This window comes from Brevundimonas sp., from assembly GCF_029946145.1.
Lineage (GTDB): Bacteria > Pseudomonadota > Alphaproteobacteria > Caulobacterales > Caulobacteraceae > Brevundimonas.
The window spans coordinates 1-17700 of record NZ_JAQSDY010000010.1 but is presented as its reverse complement, the minus strand read 5'-3'; the positions used below and the strand labels follow the sequence as shown (position 1 = coordinate 17700).

At 67.9% G+C, this 17700-nt stretch carries 20 protein-coding genes; 13 read left to right on the top strand and 7 right to left on the bottom strand.

Going from position 1 to position 17700, the window contains the following annotated elements; translation table 11 throughout:
- Positions 1-12: 12 nt before the first annotated feature.
- Positions 13-1053, top strand: a complete 1041-nt coding sequence (gene queG, locus PSV23_RS03950; protein WP_300466219.1) for a tRNA epoxyqueuosine(34) reductase QueG — start codon at positions 13-15, stop codon at positions 1051-1053.
- A 42-nt stretch (positions 1054-1095) separates the two neighbouring features.
- On the opposite strand, the gene PSV23_RS03945 is transcribed toward queG, so the two are convergent.
- Positions 1096-1638 carry an FKBP-type peptidyl-prolyl cis-trans isomerase gene (locus tag PSV23_RS03945; protein WP_300466218.1) on the bottom strand — a complete coding sequence of 181 codons (543 nt, stop codon included), beginning with the start codon at positions 1636-1638 and terminating at the stop codon, positions 1096-1098.
- The gene (locus tag PSV23_RS03940; RefSeq protein WP_300466217.1) at positions 1619-2821 is read right to left on the bottom strand and encodes a threonine ammonia-lyase; all 1203 of its coding nucleotides are present in this window, start codon (positions 2819-2821) and stop codon (positions 1619-1621) included. The genes PSV23_RS03945 and PSV23_RS03940 overlap by 20 nt, the downstream gene beginning before the upstream one ends.
- A 136-nt stretch (positions 2822-2957) precedes the next feature.
- On the opposite strand from PSV23_RS03940, the gene PSV23_RS03935 reads away from it, so the two are divergent.
- The 3 genes from PSV23_RS03935 (at position 2958) to PSV23_RS03925 (ending at position 4445) form a co-directional block, all read left to right on the top strand.
- On the top strand, positions 2958-3458 hold the full coding sequence (locus PSV23_RS03935) for a hypothetical protein (protein WP_300466216.1): 501 nt from the start codon (positions 2958-2960) through the stop codon (positions 3456-3458).
- Positions 3459-3521: 63 nt separating this feature from the next.
- Positions 3522-4121, top strand: coding sequence for a BA14K family protein (locus PSV23_RS03930; RefSeq protein ID WP_300466215.1), 600 nt, complete (start codon positions 3522-3524; stop codon positions 4119-4121).
- Between the two features lie 126 nt (positions 4122-4247).
- Positions 4248-4445 (top strand): hypothetical protein, encoded by a 198-nt coding sequence (locus PSV23_RS03925; RefSeq protein ID WP_300466214.1) that lies wholly within the window; start codon positions 4248-4250, stop codon positions 4443-4445.
- Between the two features lie 136 nt (positions 4446-4581).
- On the opposite strand, the gene PSV23_RS03920 is transcribed toward PSV23_RS03925, so the two are convergent.
- The 3 genes from PSV23_RS03920 to rplU form a co-directional block, all read right to left on the bottom strand.
- Positions 4582-5115: a GNAT family N-acetyltransferase gene (locus tag PSV23_RS03920; RefSeq protein WP_300466213.1), complete on the bottom strand. Its 534-nt coding sequence runs from the start codon at positions 5113-5115 to the stop codon at positions 4582-4584.
- 165 nt (positions 5116-5280) lie between these two features.
- Positions 5281-5562 (bottom strand): 50S ribosomal protein L27, encoded by a 282-nt coding sequence (gene rpmA / locus PSV23_RS03915; RefSeq protein ID WP_300466212.1) that lies wholly within the window; start codon positions 5560-5562, stop codon positions 5281-5283.
- 27 nt (positions 5563-5589) lie between these two features.
- Positions 5590-6147, bottom strand: a complete 558-nt coding sequence (gene rplU / locus PSV23_RS03910) for a 50S ribosomal protein L21 (protein ID WP_300466211.1) — start codon at positions 6145-6147, stop codon at positions 5590-5592.
- A 190-nt stretch (positions 6148-6337) separates the two neighbouring features.
- Between rplU and PSV23_RS03905 the strand changes: the two genes are divergently transcribed.
- The 7 genes from PSV23_RS03905 to PSV23_RS03875 all read left to right on the top strand — a co-directional run bounded on the left by PSV23_RS03905 (position 6338) and on the right by PSV23_RS03875 (position 14892).
- A complete protein-coding gene (locus tag PSV23_RS03905) occupies positions 6338-6997 on the top strand; it encodes a hypothetical protein (RefSeq protein ID WP_300466210.1) in 660 nt (219 codons plus the stop codon).
- A gap of 10 nt (positions 6998-7007) precedes the next feature.
- Positions 7008-7952, top strand: coding sequence for a cation diffusion facilitator family transporter (locus PSV23_RS03900; protein WP_300466209.1), 945 nt, complete (start codon positions 7008-7010; stop codon positions 7950-7952).
- 41 nt (positions 7953-7993) lie between these two features.
- Positions 7994-9088, top strand: coding sequence for a GTP-binding protein (locus PSV23_RS03895; RefSeq protein WP_300466208.1), 1095 nt, complete (start codon positions 7994-7996; stop codon positions 9086-9088).
- Positions 9089-9233: 145 nt separating this feature from the next.
- Positions 9234-10199, top strand: a complete 966-nt coding sequence (locus PSV23_RS03890) for a WD40 repeat domain-containing protein (RefSeq protein ID WP_300466207.1) — start codon at positions 9234-9236, stop codon at positions 10197-10199.
- A 41-nt stretch (positions 10200-10240) separates the two neighbouring features.
- Positions 10241-10936: a monofunctional biosynthetic peptidoglycan transglycosylase gene (mtgA, locus tag PSV23_RS03885; protein WP_300466206.1), complete on the top strand. Its 696-nt coding sequence runs from the start codon at positions 10241-10243 to the stop codon at positions 10934-10936.
- A gap of 81 nt (positions 10937-11017) precedes the next feature.
- The gene (locus tag PSV23_RS03880; RefSeq protein WP_300466205.1) at positions 11018-12877 is read left to right on the top strand and encodes a M2 family metallopeptidase; all 1860 of its coding nucleotides are present in this window, start codon (positions 11018-11020) and stop codon (positions 12875-12877) included.
- Positions 12878-12999: 122 nt separating this feature from the next.
- Positions 13000-14892: a ubiquitin-activating E1 FCCH domain-containing protein gene (locus tag PSV23_RS03875; protein WP_300466204.1), complete on the top strand. Its 1893-nt coding sequence runs from the start codon at positions 13000-13002 to the stop codon at positions 14890-14892.
- A gap of 21 nt (positions 14893-14913) precedes the next feature.
- Here the strand turns inward: PSV23_RS03875 and PSV23_RS03870 are convergent, their stop codons facing one another.
- Positions 14914-15825, bottom strand: coding sequence for an isopenicillin N synthase family oxygenase (locus tag PSV23_RS03870; RefSeq protein WP_300466250.1), 912 nt, complete (start codon positions 15823-15825; stop codon positions 14914-14916).
- Between the two features lie 218 nt (positions 15826-16043).
- On the opposite strand from PSV23_RS03870, the gene PSV23_RS03865 reads away from it, so the two are divergent.
- Both PSV23_RS03865 and PSV23_RS03860 read left to right on the top strand, forming a co-directional pair.
- Positions 16044-16718 carry an OmpA family protein gene (locus PSV23_RS03865; protein ID WP_300466203.1) on the top strand — a complete coding sequence of 225 codons (675 nt, stop codon included), beginning with the start codon at positions 16044-16046 and terminating at the stop codon, positions 16716-16718.
- Between the two features lie 194 nt (positions 16719-16912).
- The gene (locus PSV23_RS03860; protein WP_300466202.1) at positions 16913-17083 is read left to right on the top strand and encodes a hypothetical protein; all 171 of its coding nucleotides are present in this window, start codon (positions 16913-16915) and stop codon (positions 17081-17083) included.
- Between the two features lie 3 nt (positions 17084-17086).
- On the opposite strand, the gene PSV23_RS03855 is transcribed toward PSV23_RS03860, so the two are convergent.
- Positions 17087-17700 (bottom strand): UDP binding domain-containing protein (locus PSV23_RS03855; RefSeq protein WP_300466201.1); only part of this gene is annotated, 614 nt, incomplete at its 5' end.

Below are 17700 nucleotides of genomic sequence, written 5' to 3'. Positions count from 1 at the left end.
CAAACGACGCCCATGCCGGTCGATGTCCGTCCCTTCATTCGCGAACGCGCCGAAGCCCTGGGCTTCGACGCCTGCCGCTTCGCCTCGGCCGCGGCGCCGTGGAGCGCGGGCGAACGGCTGGCGCATTTCGTCGAGGCCGGACGCCACGGCGACATGGGCTGGATGGAGACGACGCTCGAGCGCCGCGCCCACCCGACGGCCATGTGGGACGGCGCCCGCACGGCGATCGTGCTGGGCCTGAACTACGGCCCGGAGACCGATCCCCTGCCGGAAATGGCCGACCGTGGGGCCGGATATATTTCGGTCTACGCCCGCGGCGACGACTATCACGAGATCATCAAGGGCCGTTTGAAGACCCTGGCCGGTCAGGTCGCGGCCCGGACCGGCCAGGAGGTCAAGGTGTTCGTCGACACCGCCCCCCTGATGGAAAAGCCGCTGGCCCAGCGGGCGGGTCTCGGGTGGCAGGGCAAGCACACCAATCTGCTGAGCCGCACCCACGGCAACTGGTTGTTCCTCGGCGTCATCCTGACCGCCGCCGAGCTGGAGGCCGACCCGCCCGAGGGCGAGCACTGCGGCACGTGCACCGCCTGCCTCGACGCCTGCCCGACCAACGCCTTCCCGGCGCCGTTCCAGCTGGACGCCCGGCGATGCCTGTCCTATCTGACCATCGAATTCCCGGGGCCGTGGCCGGCCGAATTCCGCACCGCGACCGGCAGCCGGATCTACGGCTGCGACGACTGCCTGGCCGTCTGCCCCTGGAACAAGTTCGCCGCGGCCTCGAACGAGGCGCGGGTGCAGGCGCGCGAAGCGTTGGTATCGCCCCGGCTGGCCGATCTGGCAGCCCTCGATGATGCAGCTTTCCGGACCCTGTTCTCGAAAAGCCCGGTCAAGCGGATCGGCCGCGATCGTTTCATCCGCAATGTGTTGTACGCGATCGGCAACAGCGCCGATGAGGACCTGATCCCGACGGCGGAGCGGCTGCTGGATGATCCGGACGCCGTGGTGCGTGACGCGGCCGCCTGGACCGTTGAGCGTCTCAGGGCGGCGAAATAGAGGTGCGTTCTCCCCCCTCATGGGGAGGGAGAACGCGACGCGTCACCCCTGGGCGATCGCCCCACCGCGTTCGCCGCCCGGGGCGCGAGCGATGTCCAGCAGCTTGATCCGGAACACCATCACCGCATTGGCCGGGATGCCCGGGCGGCCTTGCTCGCCATAGCCTTGCGCGGGCGGCACATAGACCACCCATTCGTCGCCGACCCTCATGTGCTGCAACGCGTCGGTCCAGCCCGGCACCACGTCGCCGACCGTGAACACCGCCGGCTGGCCTGCCTGGAACGAGCTGTCGAACACCGTGCCGTCCGTCAGAGTGCCCTCGTAGTCGACGCGGACCAGATCGTTGCGGTCGGGCGTCTCGCCGCCCGGCGGACCGGACCGGACCACCTTGTACTGCACGCCCGACGGCAGGGATTTGACCCCCTCGGCCTTCGCGTTGGAGCTCATGAAGAACTCCGCGGCCCGCAGGTTCTGCGCCACGCTCTCGTCCGACGCCGCCGGTTCGCGGTTGCAGGCGGCCAGAGGCCCGGCCAGCGCCGCCGCCATCGACAGCGCCGCGACGCCCCTAGCCCATCCGTAGCGCATAGCCTGCCTCTTCCAGTCCGTGTCTGATTTCGATGGCGTGGGCCTCGCCGCGCGTCTCGACCATGATGTCGAACTCCGCGCCCTTGGCCGGCACGTCGAGCGCCAGCCGGTTGTGCACCACGTCGATGATATTGCCGCCCAGTCCCCCGATCACGGCGCTCATCTTGGACAGCATGCCCGGCCGGTCGTCGCCGAGGATGCGATAGACGATCATCTTCTTCTCGCGCACCAGTTCGCGGTTCAGGACCACGGCCAGCATGCGCGAATCGATGTTTCCCCCGGTCAGCTCGATGCCCACCTTCAGGCCCCGGAACTTGTCGGGATACGCCAGAAGCGCCGCCAGTCCGCCCGCCCCCGCGCCCTCGGCCACCGTCTTCTCCAGCATTGCCAGGAAGGCGACGCCCTTTTCGAAATCGGCCTCGTCGACGACCAGCACATCCTCGATCAATGGATCGACAAGGGCGAAGGGGATCTCGCCCACGGCCTTGATGGCGATGCCCTCGGCGATTGTCTGCCCGCCGCAGACGGGGGGACGCCCCTCGCGTCGCGCCGTATAGGACGGATACATGGCCGCCTCGACGCCGAAAATGCGGATCGAAGGCTTGATCGCCCTGGCGGCGATGGCCGTGCCGGCGATCAGGCCGCCGCCGCCGATCGGAATGATCAGCACGTCGATATCCGGCGCGTCCTCCAGGAACTCCAGGCCGCAGACGCCCTGGCCGGCGATGATGCCCTCGTCGTCGAAGGCCGAGACGAAGACGAAACCCTCCTCGTCGCGCAGGCGGTGCGCCTCTTCGGTCGAGCCGGTGAAGTCCTGGCCCTTGATCACCACGGTCGCGCCGTGGGCCCGGGTGCCGTCCGCCTTCACGAAGGGCGTGCCTTCGGGCATCACGATGGTCACCGGCACGCCCAGCCGGGCGCCATGATAGGCCAGGGCCTGGGCGTGGTTGCCGGCGCTGGCGGCCACCACGCCGCGTTTGCGCTCGTCCGGCGTCAGCTGCAGCAGCCGGTTCAGGGCCCCGCGCTCCTTGAAGCTGCCGGTAAAGTGCAGATTGTCGAACTTGACCCAGACCTCGGCCCCGGTCAGCTGCGACAGCCGGCGGGAGTAGCGCGTGGGCGTCCGGTCCACCTGGCCGGCGATGCGGTCGCGCGCCGCCAGAATGTCGTCGAAAGTGACTGTCATGAGCGGTCCCTATACCCGGTCTGCGCCGGGTTGATGCGCGCTTTTGGCCCACAGCCGAACCGCTCGCAACCTTGACCTTATACCGGCGTTCAGCGTCTGATCGCGACGTTCGACCCGCGTGTCCACGGAGAGAGCCATGTCTGCCCGCCATCTGATCGCCATCGCCGCCGTCGCCGCCTCCCTGGCGGCGTGCGAGACCGTCTCTCCGGGCGACTACGGCCCCGCGTCTTCGTCTGGCGCCTTCCGGGCCGGGGACTTCGCCTGGTCCGCCCGTTCGGGCCGCGCCTCGATCGACGGCCGCGTGGACTATCGGCGCGAAGGCCGAGCCTTCACCTGCACCTCCGTGGCGCTGACGCCGGACACCCCGTACACCCACGCCCGGTTCCAGACCCTCTATGGCTCCACGACCCGCGCCGCGATCCCCGAGGCCGTCGTGAGGGCCCGCACCGTCGCCGATCCCAACGCCGACTACCGTTCCTTCGTTCGCCAGACCTCCTGTGAGAACAACCGCTTCCAGTTCGACAATCTTCCGGATGGAAACTGGTTCGTGATCACGCCAGTCAGCGCCGGCGGGGACCGCATCGTGCTGATGCGCAACGTGGCCACCCGCGGCGGACGGGTCGCGGTCGTTCTCTAGCCTGCTCCAACCAGTGCTCGTCGTCTTTGAGGCCGCGTACCTGGCCGCTTCGGAGAGTTAACCATGCGCCGTCTCGCCCTGCTTCTCGCCGCCGGCCTGGCCGTGACCGCCGCGCCCGCGACCGCCCAGTCCTGGAGCGGGACCTATGATGCAAGCTACAGCCACGGTCCCCGCGGCGACCGGAACGCCGCACCGTCCGCCTTCGACTGGCGTAGCCAGCTGGACCGGCCGGGCGACTATCGTTGCGATGCCTTCTGGGATGCGAGTCGCACCGACTGCGGCGAGGGCTGGCGCGATCAGCGCCGACGGGTCAGCCCGCAGGCGCGCCGCGACTATCGCCAGCTCGCCGGCTACGGTCGCGACGGCGATGGCTATGGCGGTTACGGCTACAACCGCTACGGCTACGGCGGCGGATACGGCGGCCAAGGCTATTCCACCCGCCATCGCGGCCATGGCTCCAACCAGCGCTACGATCAGGGCGGCGCGGCATACTACGGGGCCTACGGCCGTCCGGATCTGGTTTATCCGGCGGGCGGGCGCACCTACAATTCCCACGCCTCGCACGGCAGTCGCGCCGACTGGTGCCGCGCCAGCTATCGCTCGTACGATCCGCATACGGGGTATTATCGCGCTTACAGCGGCCGCCTGATCTACTGCGGATAAGGTTCGCCGAGGGCTGTTCGTCCGATCACGGATCAGTGGGCAAACGACGTTCGCCATTGTTTCGCCTTTTCAGGGCCGCTTCGGTCTCCCTGACCCGCAAGGGGCGGTGGATCAGGGAGCGCGTTCATGTCCCAGCACAATATTTCCGGCTCGGAAGTCTTCGGACCCAAGCCCGGCGTCATGCTGCGATCGGTCAAGACCTCGGGCCTGAGGCGCAAGCGCGCCGCCCGCACCTGGGCGGCCTTCATCGCCGGCGCCGTCGTGGCCGTCGCGGGTGGAGCCATCGCCATGGCCGCCATCTTCGGCCCCACGCTGTTTGGCTGAGTTTTCAGCTCTCCCTCCCCCGAAGTGGGGAGGGTGGTCGCGCAGCGACCGGGTGGGGAATTATCCAGACGCGCCCCACCCTGTCGCCGCTTCGCGCCGACATCCCTCCCCATAAGGGGAGGGAGACCCCCTCACATCAAGGCAGCCAGACCATCCGGCGCGTCTCGGCCTCGGCGTTGCGTGCGCGGCTGAAGCCCTTGCGGACCTCGCCGGTGTAGAGGAAGCCCGCCTTCTCCAGCACCCGGCCCGACGCCGGATTGTCAGAGAAATGCCCGGCCATCAGCGCCCGGCGCTTCCATGACTTCGACGCCCAGACGGTCGCGGCCTGCAACGCCTCCGTCGCATAGCCCCGGCCCCAGAACGGCCGCGCGATCCAGTAGCCGACCTCGGGCGCGGGATCCCTGTCCTCGAACAGGCCGATCACGCCGACGGGACCGTGGTCCTCGTGCTCGATCAGGAAGGTGCGTGCGCGGGCGTGATCCTGCACCGCCACTCCCAGCACGAATTCCTCGGCGTCGGAGATGCCGAACGGATGCGGCATGCGCAGGGTCATGCGCGCCACGTCCGGATCGTTGGCCAGGGTCGCCAGACGACTGATGTCCTGTGCGCCGGGCGCGCGCAGGGCCAGGCGCCGCGTCTCGACGACGGGAGAGGGTTCAATCACGCACATGACACGGCCTCGTTCGATCTGTCGCCTCCTTGGAGGGCTCGGGCGACGTCGAGGCGGGGAAACGAAAACGGGGAGCCTGGTGATCCAGACTCCCCGCGGAAATATTTCCCTGGTCCGGATCGCGGCTCTCGAGCCTTGCGCGATCCGGGTGTCAGTCGGTCTGCGCTACTCGGCGGCCATCGGCATTTCGGCGTCGGCCGGAAGAATCGACACGTAACAACGGCCATTCGCCTTCTTGGTGAACTTCACGGCGCCGTGCGCGGTGGCGAACAGGGTGTGGTCGCGGCCGAGGCCGACGTTGTCACCCGGATGGAAGGTGGTGCCGCGCTGGCGCACCAGGATGTTGCCGGCCAGCACGCGCTCGCCGCCGAACTTCTTCACGCCGAGGCGTTTCGACTCGGAGTCGCGACCGTTACGCGACGAACCACCGGATTTCTTGTGAGCCATAGGTCTGCTCCCTGTCTCTAACTGTTCTTACGCTTCGTCGGTGGAGGCGGGCTTGGCCTTCGGCGCTGCCTTCTTGGCCGGAGCCTTCTTGGCGCCGGCCGGCTTTTCAGCAGCGGCTTCGGCCTTCGGCGCGGCGTCGATGACCTTGGGCGATTTGGCCGGCTTGGCCTTGACCTCGGTCTCCTCGACGCGCGGGGCCAGGCCACGGGCGCGGAGGTTCATTTCGGCCTTGGTCATCAGCGAGGTTTCGCCGTCCCACTTGGCCTTCTCGCCGGCGCCGTCGATGCCGGTGATGCGCAGGACAGTTTCCATCTGGCGATGGCCGTTCGTGCGGCGATAGCCCTGGCGACGGGTCTTCTTGAAGATCTTGATCTTCTCGCCCTTGCGGGTCTCGACCAGGGTCGCGGCGACAGCAGCGCCCGCGATCAGGGGAGCGCCCAGGGTCACGCCCTTGTCGCCGCCCAGCATCAGCACGTCGCCGAACGAAACGTCGGAACCGACATCGCCGTCGAGCTTCTCGACCACGATGACGTCGCCCGGCTGAACCCGGTACTGTTTGCCGCCGGTCTTGATCACCGCGTACATGTTGAAGCCTCAGCGAAACGCAAAAAGAATAAGCCCGACGGGGGACCCCCTCGGGCGAAGAGCGGCGACATAGACGCAGAGGGGTGCCCGAGTCAACGCGGACGGGCGAAAAAACGGGGATCGGCCGCCACCCCCGAAAACCGGAATCCCCCTCTCGACTGTTATAAAGTAACAGGCTATGGAGGCGACGATGACGCCGTCCGACCTTGAGCAACCCGTGATCCTGTCCCTGCTGGGCGCGGGCTTCGTGACAGCCTTCCTGCACGCGGCCCTGCCGACCCACTGGCTGCCGTTCGTGCTGGTGGGCCGGGCGCAGCGCTGGACCCTGCCGAGGATGATGGGCGCGGTGACGGCGGCGGGCCTCGCCCACATCGTCACCACGGCAGTCGTCGGCGGTCTGATCGTCGCCGCCGGCCTGGCCATGGACCAGTGGGTGTCCGGCCTGCTGCCCTATCTGTCGGCGATCCTGTTGTTCCTGTTCGGCGCCTTCTATCTGAGCCGGTCCCTGATCCGGCGGCCCGTGCCGGCGGGTGGCCCTCCGCTGGAGCTGGCCGAGCCGACCGTTTCCCATGCCGCCGCCTTCTGGGGCCTGGTCGCCATGATGGCTGTGTCGCCCGGCGAGGTGCTGCTGCCCATCTATCTGTCCCAGGCCGGAGAGGGCCTGCCCATCCTCGCCGCCCTGACCGTCGCCTTCGCCCTCGGCACCGTCGGCGGCATGGCGGTCTTCACCCTGGCGGCCCGTGCCGGCTGGTCGGTTCTGCGGCTGGAGCGCTGGGCGCGGTATGAAGGTGCGGTGCTGGGTGGAGCCCTGATCGTGATCGGCCTTCTCGTCGTGGCGCATCAGCACTAGGACTGGTCCCATGGCGCAGGCGCATCACGACCACGATCATGACCACGCCCATGGTCACGACCACGACCATAGCCACGGCGGACACCATCACGGCCCGGTAGACACCGGAGACTGGCGTTACGCCGTCGGCCTGATTGTCAACCTCGCGTTCGTGGGCGTCGAGTTCGGCGCCGGCCTGTTCAGTGGCTCCACGGCCCTGATGGCGGACGCGGGTCACAACCTGTCCGACGTGCTGGGCCTCGCCATGGCCGGCGGCGCGGCCTGGCTGGCCCGACGGGCCAGCGGCTCGCAGAATACCTATGGCTACGGCAAGGCGACGGTTCTGGCGGCCCTGGCCAACGCCCTGCTGCTGATCTTCGCCTGCGGAGCCATCGCCTTCGAGGCGGTCCGTCGTCTGGCCGAACCGGCCCCGGTGATGAGCGGCCTGATCATGATCGTCGCCGCCATCGGCTTCGTCATCAACCTGGGCACGGCGCTGATGTTCATGCGCGACCAGCACAGCGACCTGAACGCAAAAGGAGCCTACCTCCACATGATGGCCGACGCCGCTGTCTCGGTCGGCGTGGTGATCGCCGGCGGGGTCATCTGGATGACCGGCTGGTCGATCATCGATCCGCTGGTCAGTCTCGGCATCGTGGCCGTGATCCTGATCGGCACCTGGGGCCTGCTGAAGGACTCGGTCAATCTGGCGATGGACGCCGCGCCCCGCGGGACGGACGTCGAGGCCGTCCGCGCCGCCTTCCTCGCCCTGCCCGGCGTCACCGCCGTCCACGACCTGCACGTCTGGGGCCTGTCGACCACCGAGACGGCCCTGACCGCCCACCTGTGCCATGACCGGGCGGACGCCGACGCCCTTCTGGGTGAGGCGCAGGCCATGGCCCGCGGTCGCTTCCAGATCCGTCACACCACGCTTCAGCTGGAAGCTGCACCCCTGCCCGACTGTCCGGGCTGCTGACCCCCTTCCCATACGGCGCCGCAGCCGCCATCTAGCCGCCCATGACCGACACCGCTTCCGCGAAAATTCCCGTCACCGTCCTCACCGGCTATCTCGGCGCCGGCAAGACCACCCTGCTGAACCGCATCCTCACCGAGGACCACGGCAAGCGCTACGCCGTCATCGTCAATGAGTTCGGCGAGATCGGCATCGACAACGACCTGGTCGTCGGCGCCGACGAGGACGTGTTCGAGATGAACAACGGCTGCGTCTGCTGCACCGTGCGCGGCGACCTGATCCGCGTCGTCGCCGGACTGATGAAGCGCCAGCGGCCGGGCAAGCCCGCCTTCGACGCCATCATCGTGGAGACCACGGGCCTGGCTGACCCCGGCCCCGTGGCCCAGACCTTCTTCGTCGATGAGGACGTCAAGGCGAAGACGCAGCTGGACAGCGTCACCGCCCTGGTCGACGCCAAACACGTCATGGCTCGACTGGATGACTCGAAGGAGGCGCGCGAGCAGGTGGCCTTCGCCGACCGCATCATTCTCAACAAGGTCGACCTCGTGACCGAGGCCGAGCTGGTCGAGGTCGAACGGCGCCTGCGCAAGCTCAACCCGCTGGCCCCCATCACCCGCGCCGAGCGCGCCAATGTTCCGCTGGACCAGGTGCTGGGCCTCGGCGGCTTCGACCTGGGCCGGATCCTCGACATCAATCCCGAGTTCGCCAACCCCGCCCACGGCGAGGCCGGCCACGTCCACGATGAACACTGCGGCCACGACCATCACGGCCATGACCATGCGCATCATGATCATGACCACGACCACGGCCATTCCCACGGCGCTCGCGGCCACGCACACGAGGACGACATCAAGGGCGTCTCCCTGTCGCTCGAACGGCCTATGGACGGGACCAAATTCACCGCCTGGCTCGACCGGCTGCTGGGCGAGCAGGGGCAGAACATCCTGCGCGCCAAGGGCATCATCGACGTCCAGGGCGAGGATCGCCGTCTGGTCTTCCAGGCCGTGCACATGATCCTCGAGGGCGACCTGCAGAAGCCGTGGGGCGCCAACGAGCGCCGCTGGTCCCGCGCCGTCTTCATCGGCCGCGAGCTGGACGAGGCCGGGCTGAGGGCCGGGTTCGAGGCCTGCGCGGCGTGAAATAATCCGTGCATCCCCGCGAAGGCGGGGACCCAGTGCTTTCCCGGGGTACAGTGCGCGGGATCGATCTCAATGCGGACTCGGTGATACCGATCGCCCACAGGACTGGGTCCCCGCCTTCGCGGGGATGAGCGGAAGACAGAGTATGCCGACCACCACCTTCGACGCCCAGATCACCGCCGCCGTGTTCGACAACACAGGCGCGATCTTCGCCCTCGGCGACGGCTCGGTCCGTTTCGAGGGCGGCGAGTTCAGCGCCGCCCATGACGGCGCCATCCTGTGCGCCGTCGCTCACCCTTCCGGCGACGGCGTCCTGACCGGCGGCGACGACGGCCGCCTGATCTGGCACCGGCGCGGCGAGGCGGGCGTGCTGGCCACAGCCAGGGGGCAGTGGATCGACGCCGTCGACGCCTCGGCCGAGAGCGGCTTGATCGCCTTCTCTGCCGGCAAGACCCTGACGGTCATAGACGCGAAGGACGCCGGCTTCCGCCGCGACTTCCAGCATGAACGCACCGTCTCGGGCGTCGCCTTCGATCCGAAGGGCCGGCGCATCGCGACCTCGACCTATGGCGGCGCGGCCCTGTGGTTCGCGCGCATCGCCCAGCAGAAGCCGACTTTCCTGAAATGGGCCGGCTCGCACACGGCCGTGACCTTTTCCCCCGACGGCGCCTTCGTGGTGACCGCCATGCAGGACGCCCAGCTGCATGGCTGGCGGCTGAAGGACCAGAAGAACCTGCGCATGGGCGGCTATCCGTCCAAGGTCCGGGCCATGAGCTTCCTGTCGAACGGCCAGCTGCTCGCCACCTCGGGCGCGCAGGGCGCCGTGCTGTGGCCGTTCGTCGGCTCGAACGGCCCGATGGGGCGTGAGGCCACCGAGATCGGCTTCGACGAGGGCAGTCTGGTCGCGCTTGTGGCGTCGCAGCCGAAGCATGGCCTTCTGGCTGCGGGCCTGAACGACGGCCGGGTCTGGCTGGCCGATCCGGCCGGTCAGGGCCTGAACTTCCTCAAGGCCGAGCGCGGCGCGCCGATCACCGCCCTGGCCATGAGCGCCAACGCGACCCGTGTCGCCTGGGCCGACGAGGACGGACAGGCGGGGGTCGTCACCGTCTGATCGCGCTTGCCCCCCATCCCCTCCCGTGCTGCCATCCCCCCATGTCGGGGGTGACCAAGACCGCGAAGAAGGGCCGGCCGCTGCTGACCCTGTTCCTGCTGCTGCTCCTGCTGGGATCGGGCGGCCTCGTGCTGCAACGGTTCCTGCCCCTTCCCGCCACCTTCCTGATGACCACCCGTCTGATCGAGGGCGAGGGTTGGGACTACCGCTGGCGGTCGCTGGACCGGATTTCGCCGCGGCTGGTGCAGGCCGTGATCGCCTCGGAGGACGCGACCTTCTGCGCCCACCACGGCTTCGACATGAAGGCCATCGAGAAGGCGCTGAAGGCCAATGAGCGCGGCGGCCGCGTCCGCGGCGGGTCGACCATCTCCCAGCAAACCGCCAAGAACGTCTTCCTGTGGCCGGGCCGCGACTGGATCCGCAAGGGGCTGGAGGCCGGCTACACCGTCGCCATCGAGACCGTCTGGGGCAAGCGGCGGATCATGGAAGTCTATCTGAACGTCGCCGAATGGGCCCCCGGCGTCTACGGCGCCGAGGCCGCGGCCCAGCACTGGTTCGGCAAGTCGGCGGAGGACCTCAGCGCCCGCGAGGCCGCCCGCCTGGCCGCCATCCTGCCCAGCCCCCGTCGGTACAACGCCTCCAGCCCCGGACCTTACGTGCGGCGACGCACCTCGCGCATCCAGGCGGCCATGGGCACGGTGCGGAACGAGGGTCTGGCCGCCTGCGTCCTCGGCTGACAGCCCCGCTTGACGGCAAGGCCCCGGTCCCCTCACCTGCCCGCCGAATGACGCGAACGAAACCGCGCCCGGAGGAAGCCCATGAAACGCACCCTGATGACCGCCGCCGCCGTCTGCGCCCTCGCCGCCGCGGGAGCCTGCGCCTCGACCGCCGATCCTGCGATGGCCCGGACGGACGCCCGATCCCCGGCCCTGGCCGCTCAGCCCGCGACCGCTGAAACCGCGATCGCCTTCGTCGCCGCGGCCGAAACCCGCCTCGCCGCGCTCAGCGAGGAGGCTGCCCGCATCCAGTGGACCCGCGCCACCAACATCACCCACGACACCATGTGGCTGGAGAGCCGGATCAACGCCGAATACACCGAGCTCCAGGTCGAACTGGCCAACGGCGCGGCCCGCTTCAATGACGTCCAGGTCCCCGACGACGTCCGCCGCAAGCTGAACCTGCTGCGCCTCGGCATCGTCCTGCCCGCCCCCAACCGCCCGGGCGCGGCCGGCGAGCTGGCCGAGATCACCACGCGTCTGGATTCGACCTATTCGGTCGGCAAGTTCGACTTCAAGGGTCGGCAAATCACCCTGGACGAGGCCGAGGTCATGCTGGCCGAGAGCCGCGATCCGGCCGAGACCAGGGCCCTGTACGAAGGTTGGCGCACCATCTCGCCGGTCATGGCCGCCGACTATTCCCGCATGGTCGAGATCGCCAACGAGGGCAGCCGCGAGCTGGGCTTCGCCGACACCGGGGCGATGTGGCGCGCCGGCTATGACATGGAGCCCGACGCCTTCGCCGCCGAAACCGACCGGCTGTGGACCCAGGTCAAGCCGTTCTACGAAAACCTGCACTGCTATGTGCGCGGCCGGCTGAACGCGAAATACGGCGACGCCGTCCAGCCCGACAGCGGCCCGATCCGCGCCGACCTGCTGGGCAATATGTGGTCGCAGCAGTGGGGCAATATCTATGACGTCGTCGCCCCGGCCGAAGGCGGCGCCTCAAGCTATGATCTGACGGAACGGCTGGTCGCCTCGAACTACGACGCCCGGAAAATGGTCGAGACCGGCGAGGGCTTCTACGTCTCGATGGGTCTGCCCGAACTGCCGGAAACCTTCTGGGAGCGGTCGATGATCACCCGGCCGCGCGACCGCGAGGTGGTCTGCCACGCCTCGGCCTGGGACCTCGACAACCTCGAGGACATCCGCATCAAGATGTGCACCCAGGTGAACGGCGACGACTTCTACACCGTCCATCACGAACTGGGTCACAACTACTATCAGCGCGCCTACAAGGATCAGCCCTTCCTGTTCAGGAACGGGGCGAACGACGGCTTCCACGAGGCGATCGGCGACTTCGTCGGCCTGTCGGCCCTGACGCCCACCTATCTGAACCAGATCGGCCTGTTGCAGACCGTGCCGGGCGAGGAGGAAGACATCCCCTTCCTGCTCAAGATGGCGCTCGACAAGATCGCCTTCCTGCCGTTCGGCCTGATGGTCGACCGCTGGCGCTGGGGCGTTTTCAACGGCGAGACCAGCCCGGCGGAATACAATGACGCCTGGTCGGCCAATATGCTGAAATATCAGGGTCTGGTCCCGCCCGGACCGCGTCCCGCCAACGCCTTCGACCCCGGCGCGAAATACCACATCCCCGGCAACACGCCGTACACCCGCTACTTCCTGGCCCACATTTACCAGTTCCAGTTCCAGCGCGCCGCCTGCAAGGAAGCCGGCTGGACCGGCCCGCTCCACCGCTGCTCCATCTACGGAAACAAGGAAGTGGGTGAGCGCTTCGAGCGAATGATGGAGATGGGTCAGTCGCGGCCGTGGCCGGAAGCCATGCAGGCCTTCACTGGCGAGAGCGGCAACGACGCCTCGGCGGTCACGGATTATTTCGCTCCGCTGAACGCCTGGCTGACCGCCCGGAACCGCGGCAAGGACTGCGGCTGGCAGGCCTGATCGGCTGGACGGCGGGCGATTTCATTAACTGTCGGCATTGGACCTTCTCTTAACCGGGTTGGTTCATGCTCCGCCGGATGAGCGTGGGCGGATTGCGCCCGCGGCTGACGGGCGGATGCGCGATGGGGCTGAAAACCTGGATGGACGGCATGGCCCGCGGCCTGCGCGCCTTCACCCGCCGCATGGCGGACGACGCGCGCGGCAATGTCGCCATGCTGTTCGGCCTGAGCCTGCCGGTGCTTGTCCTGATGACCGTCGGCGGTGTGGACATCCACCGCGCCTCGACCGTGCGGGTGAACCTGCAGGACGCGCTGGACGCCGCCACTCTCGCCGCCGCCCGCTCGCCATATACCGCCAACACCGACCTCCAGCGGGTCGGGCTCGACTCCCTGCGGGCCAATCTCAAGGCCTATCCCAACATCACCCTGCGGGAGGGCGACACCAGCTTTGTGCTGAACAGCGAGGACGTCGTGGTCGCCAGTTCAAGGGTCGATGTGAAGACGCTGGTCGCCAACATCTTCCTGCCCCCGTACGGCAAATTCATGGACGACTACCTGCCGGTGGGCGCCCATTCCGAGGTCGACCGGTCGTCGCGCAACATCGAGGTGTCGCTGGCGCTCGACATCACCGGTTCCATGCAGGGTCAGAAGCTGCTCGACCTCAAGGCGGCGGCCAAGGAACTGGTCGATCTGGTCGTGCAACCGGTTCAGACCCCCTACTATTCCAGGATCGCGCTCGTGCCCTGGTCGATGGCGGTGAACCCCGGAACCTATCTGAACGCCGCCCGCGGGTCGGTCACCGGCTCCACCAACATCACCAACGCCACGATCAACCTCATCGGCCCGCAACTGAGTATCACAGGCGCCAGCAAGGCCCGGCCCGTTGTGGTCACCTCCAACAACCACGGCTTCGCCAATGGCAACGTGGTGTGGATCACCGGCGTCAGCGGCATGACGCAGCTGAACAACAAGCCGTACAGGGTCACCAACAAGACGACCAACACCTTCGAGCTCTACAACATGGCCGGCGCCCGGGTTGACGGCCGCAACTACGGGGCCTTCTCCGGCACGAACGGCCGGGTCCAGAAATGTCAGGACAGCGACTGCTCGATCACCGTCACGTCCGCCAACCACGGCCTGGTGAACAACGACTACGTCTACATCACCGGCGTCAACGGCATGACCCAGATCAACAACCAGACCTTCCTGGTCGGCAACGCCACGACGAACACCTACACGATCGATCCGACCTCCAGCTCGCTGAACGCCTACACCTCCGGCGGTCAGTCGTGGTGCGCCCAGAATGGCTGCCAGTACTTCACCTTCGAGGACGGCAACGGCGATCTCTCCACCCATAGCGTCAGCAGCTGCGTGACAGAGAGACTGGGCGCACAGCGCTCAACCGACGCCGTGCCGAACGCTTCCGCACGAGTGGGGCGTCACTATCCGAGCCTGAACGCCACGCCGGGTGCGAACTCCACCTGCCTGAGCAGCATCATCCGGCCCCTGTCGAGCGACGCCGCCGCCATCAAGACAAACATCGACAACCTGTCGACCAACGGTGTCACGGCGGGCCAGATCGGCATCGCCTGGGGCTGGTACATGGTGTCCCCGACCTTCAGCACCCTGTGGCCGTCAGCCTCTGCGGCGCCCTACGACACCTCGGAAACGTTGAAGGCCGTGATCATCATGACCGACGGGGAGTTCAACGCTCCATATTGCCAGGGCGTCATCGCCGCCGGCTACGGCGCGAACAACGCCGTCAGCAACGGCTGTTCTCCGGACAACGGCGAACCGTTCGCCCAGAGCCGCGACCTGTGCGACGCCATGAAGGCTCAGGGCGTCGTCGTCTATACGGTGGGTTTCCAGATCACTGTGGGAGCCCAGGCCGACACTCTGCTGCGATACTGCGCCTCGACGGCAACCGGCTATTTCAACGCCTCCAACGGCACGGCGTTGTCCGAGGCTTTCGCCGCCATCGGACGCGACATCACCCAGCTGAGAATATCGCGGTAGGTCGACGACCGGCCAGGCCCGTCAGATCAGCCGGATTTCCCTCAGACGCTCGGTCAGGAAGTCTTCGGCCATGATCGCCTTGCCGGCGTAGCGGTCCGGGTTCTCCGGGCTGATCATGCCCGGCAGGGTCTCGATCACGAAATCCGGGTTGAAATGCAGGAAGAAGGGCGTGGAGTAGCGGGCGAAGCTGGCCCGCTCGGGCGCCGGATTGATGACCCGATGGCTGGTCGACGGCAGGACATGGTTGGTCAGCCGCTGCAGCATGTCGCCGATATTGACCACCAGAGCGCCCGGCGGTGGCGCGATGTCCAGCCACTCTCCGTCGGCGTCCTTGACCTGCAGGCCCGCCTCCTCGGCGCCCAGCAGCAGGGTGATGACATTGATGTCCTCGTGCGCTCCGGCCCGCACGCCCGGGGCGCCCGCGGGCACGGGCGGGTAGTGCAGCATCCGCAGGATGCTGTTACCCATCTCGACCTTGTCCTCGAAGAAGTCGTCGCCCAGTTTCAGATACCGGGCGATGGCGCGCAGGATCTTCGCGCCCAGGTCGTCCATGGCGGCGAACATGCCGTAGAGATGCTCGCGGAAGCCCGCGACCTCGGTCGGCCAGACGTTGTCGCGCATGTATTTGCGATACGGATGGCCCTCGGGCAGCTCGCGCCCGACGTGCCAGAATTCCTTCAGGTCGACCGTGGCGGCGCCCTTGGCCGCCTCGACGCCGAACGGAGTCAGGCCGCGCGCGCCGCCCGTGCCCGGCTGGTGATATTTGCGCTTGGTCTCCTCCGGCAGCGCGAAGAAAGTCTTGGCATCCGCAATGGCCGCCTCGATCACATCCTCGTCCAGGCCATGGTCGGCGATGACGGCGAAGCCATACCGTTTGAAAGAGGTCCCCAGCCTGTCGGCGAAGGCCTGGAAGTCGGCGTCGTACAGCTTCATCGACACCGGCTCGATGGCGCGACCGGGGCTCGGGGCGGTTTCGGGGGTCACGGTCGCACTCACGGCAGGGCCTCACAGGATGGACAGGTCGGTTCCATACGCCCTAACCCGCGACATTGGCAAAGCCGGGGCGGGCGTTCACGCGCCGTACAGGTCGGAACCTTCACCGTAAGCCCACGTTTCAGCGGCAGACCGATTTCACGCAAAGGACATCCCCCATGCGCAGCAAGCTTCTCCTCACCGGCGCCAGCATCGCCATCCTGCTGGGCGGCGTCGCCTGCACCACCACGGACCCCTACAGCTCGGCGCCGCGCCGCAACAACACGGCCACGGGCGCGATCGCCGGGGCCCTGGGGGGCGCCGTGCTGGGCTACCTGACCAACACCTCCAACTCCGAGGAAGGCCGCAAGAACGCCCTGATCGGCGCCGGCATCGGCGCTCTCGGCGGGGCCGCAGTCGGCGCCTATATGGACCGCCAGCAGCGCGAGCTGGAGGCTGAACTGTCCGGCTCGGGCGTGGGCGTCGCGCGTCAGGGCGACAACCTGGTCCTGCGCATGCCGTCCGACGTGACCTTCGCCTCCAACCAGTCGAACATCACGCCACGCTTCAACGCCACGCTGGACGATGTCGCCGCCGTGCTGAACCGCTATGACCAGTCGATCATCGACATCGTCGGCCATGCCGACTCCGATGGCGCCGACGACTACAACCTGGATCTTTCGCGCCGCCGCGCCTCGTCGGTGGCCCAGGCCCTCGTCAGCCGAAACGTCCTCGCCGACCGGCTGTACGTCGATGGCCGCGGCGAAAGCGCCCCGATCGCCTCCAACGCCACGGCCGAAGGCAAGGCGCAGAACCGCCGGGTCGAAATCCTGATCCGCCCGTTCCGCGGCTAACCTCAAGCCGCGGGCCGCCGCGCGGCGAGCATCGGCGGAACATCCTCGCCCTCAAGAGACCGAGAGCGGCAGCGCCCGGGGAAAAAGGACGGAGCCCCGGCTCCGTCCTTTTTTGCGAGCGCACACTGTTCCGTGACTTGCGGCGCAGCGCGTCAGATGCTGGATACGATCCGCACTCGCTGCGAGGGAATCGCTTGCGCCCGAACCATCAGGAATTCGCCGACGGCGTGAAACTGGCCGCCATCGCCGCGGTCTCGGCGGTGCTCACTGCGACCGTGGTCATCGGCGCCGGCCGCACCCTGATGCCGCAGGACGAGGGCCTGGCCGCTGAACAACCCGCCCTCGTGCGCGTCGCCCTGCGCTAGCGGTCAGGCCCGTCCGATCGACGCGTAGCGGAAGCCGCGGGCCCGCATGTCCTCGGGCCGGTAGACGTTCCTCAGATCGACCATGACGGGTTCGCGCAGCAGCAGCTTGATCCGGTCCAGATCCAGGGCGCGGAACTGATCCCATTCGGTCAGGATCACCACCGCATGGGCCCCTTCCACGGCGTCGTAGGGCCCGTCCTTGAACACCACCCCGTCCAGCAGTCTGGCGGCTTCGTGCATGCCCTCGGGATCGAAAGCCTGGACCGTCGCGCCCATCGCGATCAGGGCCGGGGCGACATCCAGCGACGGCGCGTCGCGCATGTCGTCGGTGTTGGGCTTGAAGGTCAGGCCCAGCAGGGCCACGGTCTTGCCCTTCAGGTCGCCGCCCATCGCGGCCGCCACCTTGCCGGCCATGGCCTTCTTGCGTGCGTCGTTGATCTGGACCGTCGTCTCGATCAGCCGCAGCGGCGCGCCGGCGTCGGTCGCCGTCCGCACCAGCGCCAGGGTGTCCTTGGGGAAGCACGATCCGCCATAGCCGGGCCCGGCATGGAGGAATTTCGCGCCGATCCGCTTGTCCAGGCCGATGCCGCGGGCGACCTGCTGCACGTCCGCCCCGA

Excerpts from the sequence above, each read along its gene's own strand:
- queG (WP_300466219.1), top strand. The coding sequence starts at position 13 with ATGCCGGTCGATGTCCGTCCCTTCATTCGCGAACGCGCCGAAGCCCTG.
- PSV23_RS03945 (WP_300466218.1), bottom strand. The coding sequence starts at position 1,638 with ATGCGCTACGGATGGGCTAGGGGCGTCGCGGCGCTGTCGATGGCGGCG.
- PSV23_RS03940 (WP_300466217.1), bottom strand. The coding sequence starts at position 2,821 with ATGACAGTCACTTTCGACGACATTCTGGCGGCGCGCGACCGCATCGCC.
- PSV23_RS03935 (WP_300466216.1), top strand. The coding sequence starts at position 2,958 with ATGTCTGCCCGCCATCTGATCGCCATCGCCGCCGTCGCCGCCTCCCTG.
- PSV23_RS03930 (WP_300466215.1), top strand. The coding sequence starts at position 3,522 with ATGCGCCGTCTCGCCCTGCTTCTCGCCGCCGGCCTGGCCGTGACCGCC.
- PSV23_RS03925 (WP_300466214.1), top strand. The coding sequence starts at position 4,248 with ATGTCCCAGCACAATATTTCCGGCTCGGAAGTCTTCGGACCCAAGCCC.
- PSV23_RS03920 (WP_300466213.1), bottom strand. The coding sequence starts at position 5,115 with ATGTGCGTGATTGAACCCTCTCCCGTCGTCGAGACGCGGCGCCTGGCC.
- rpmA (WP_300466212.1), bottom strand. The coding sequence starts at position 5,562 with ATGGCTCACAAGAAATCCGGTGGTTCGTCGCGTAACGGTCGCGACTCC.
- rplU (WP_300466211.1), bottom strand. The coding sequence starts at position 6,147 with ATGTACGCGGTGATCAAGACCGGCGGCAAACAGTACCGGGTTCAGCCG.
- PSV23_RS03905 (WP_300466210.1), top strand. The coding sequence starts at position 6,338 with ATGACGCCGTCCGACCTTGAGCAACCCGTGATCCTGTCCCTGCTGGGC.
- PSV23_RS03900 (WP_300466209.1), top strand. The coding sequence starts at position 7,008 with ATGGCGCAGGCGCATCACGACCACGATCATGACCACGCCCATGGTCAC.
- PSV23_RS03895 (WP_300466208.1), top strand. The coding sequence starts at position 7,994 with ATGACCGACACCGCTTCCGCGAAAATTCCCGTCACCGTCCTCACCGGC.
- PSV23_RS03890 (WP_300466207.1), top strand. The coding sequence starts at position 9,234 with ATGCCGACCACCACCTTCGACGCCCAGATCACCGCCGCCGTGTTCGAC.
- mtgA (WP_300466206.1), top strand. The coding sequence starts at position 10,241 with ATGTCGGGGGTGACCAAGACCGCGAAGAAGGGCCGGCCGCTGCTGACC.
- PSV23_RS03880 (WP_300466205.1), top strand. The coding sequence starts at position 11,018 with ATGAAACGCACCCTGATGACCGCCGCCGCCGTCTGCGCCCTCGCCGCC.
- PSV23_RS03875 (WP_300466204.1), top strand. The coding sequence starts at position 13,000 with ATGGGGCTGAAAACCTGGATGGACGGCATGGCCCGCGGCCTGCGCGCC.
- PSV23_RS03870 (WP_300466250.1), bottom strand. The coding sequence starts at position 15,825 with ATGAAGCTGTACGACGCCGACTTCCAGGCCTTCGCCGACAGGCTGGGG.
- PSV23_RS03865 (WP_300466203.1), top strand. The coding sequence starts at position 16,044 with ATGCGCAGCAAGCTTCTCCTCACCGGCGCCAGCATCGCCATCCTGCTG.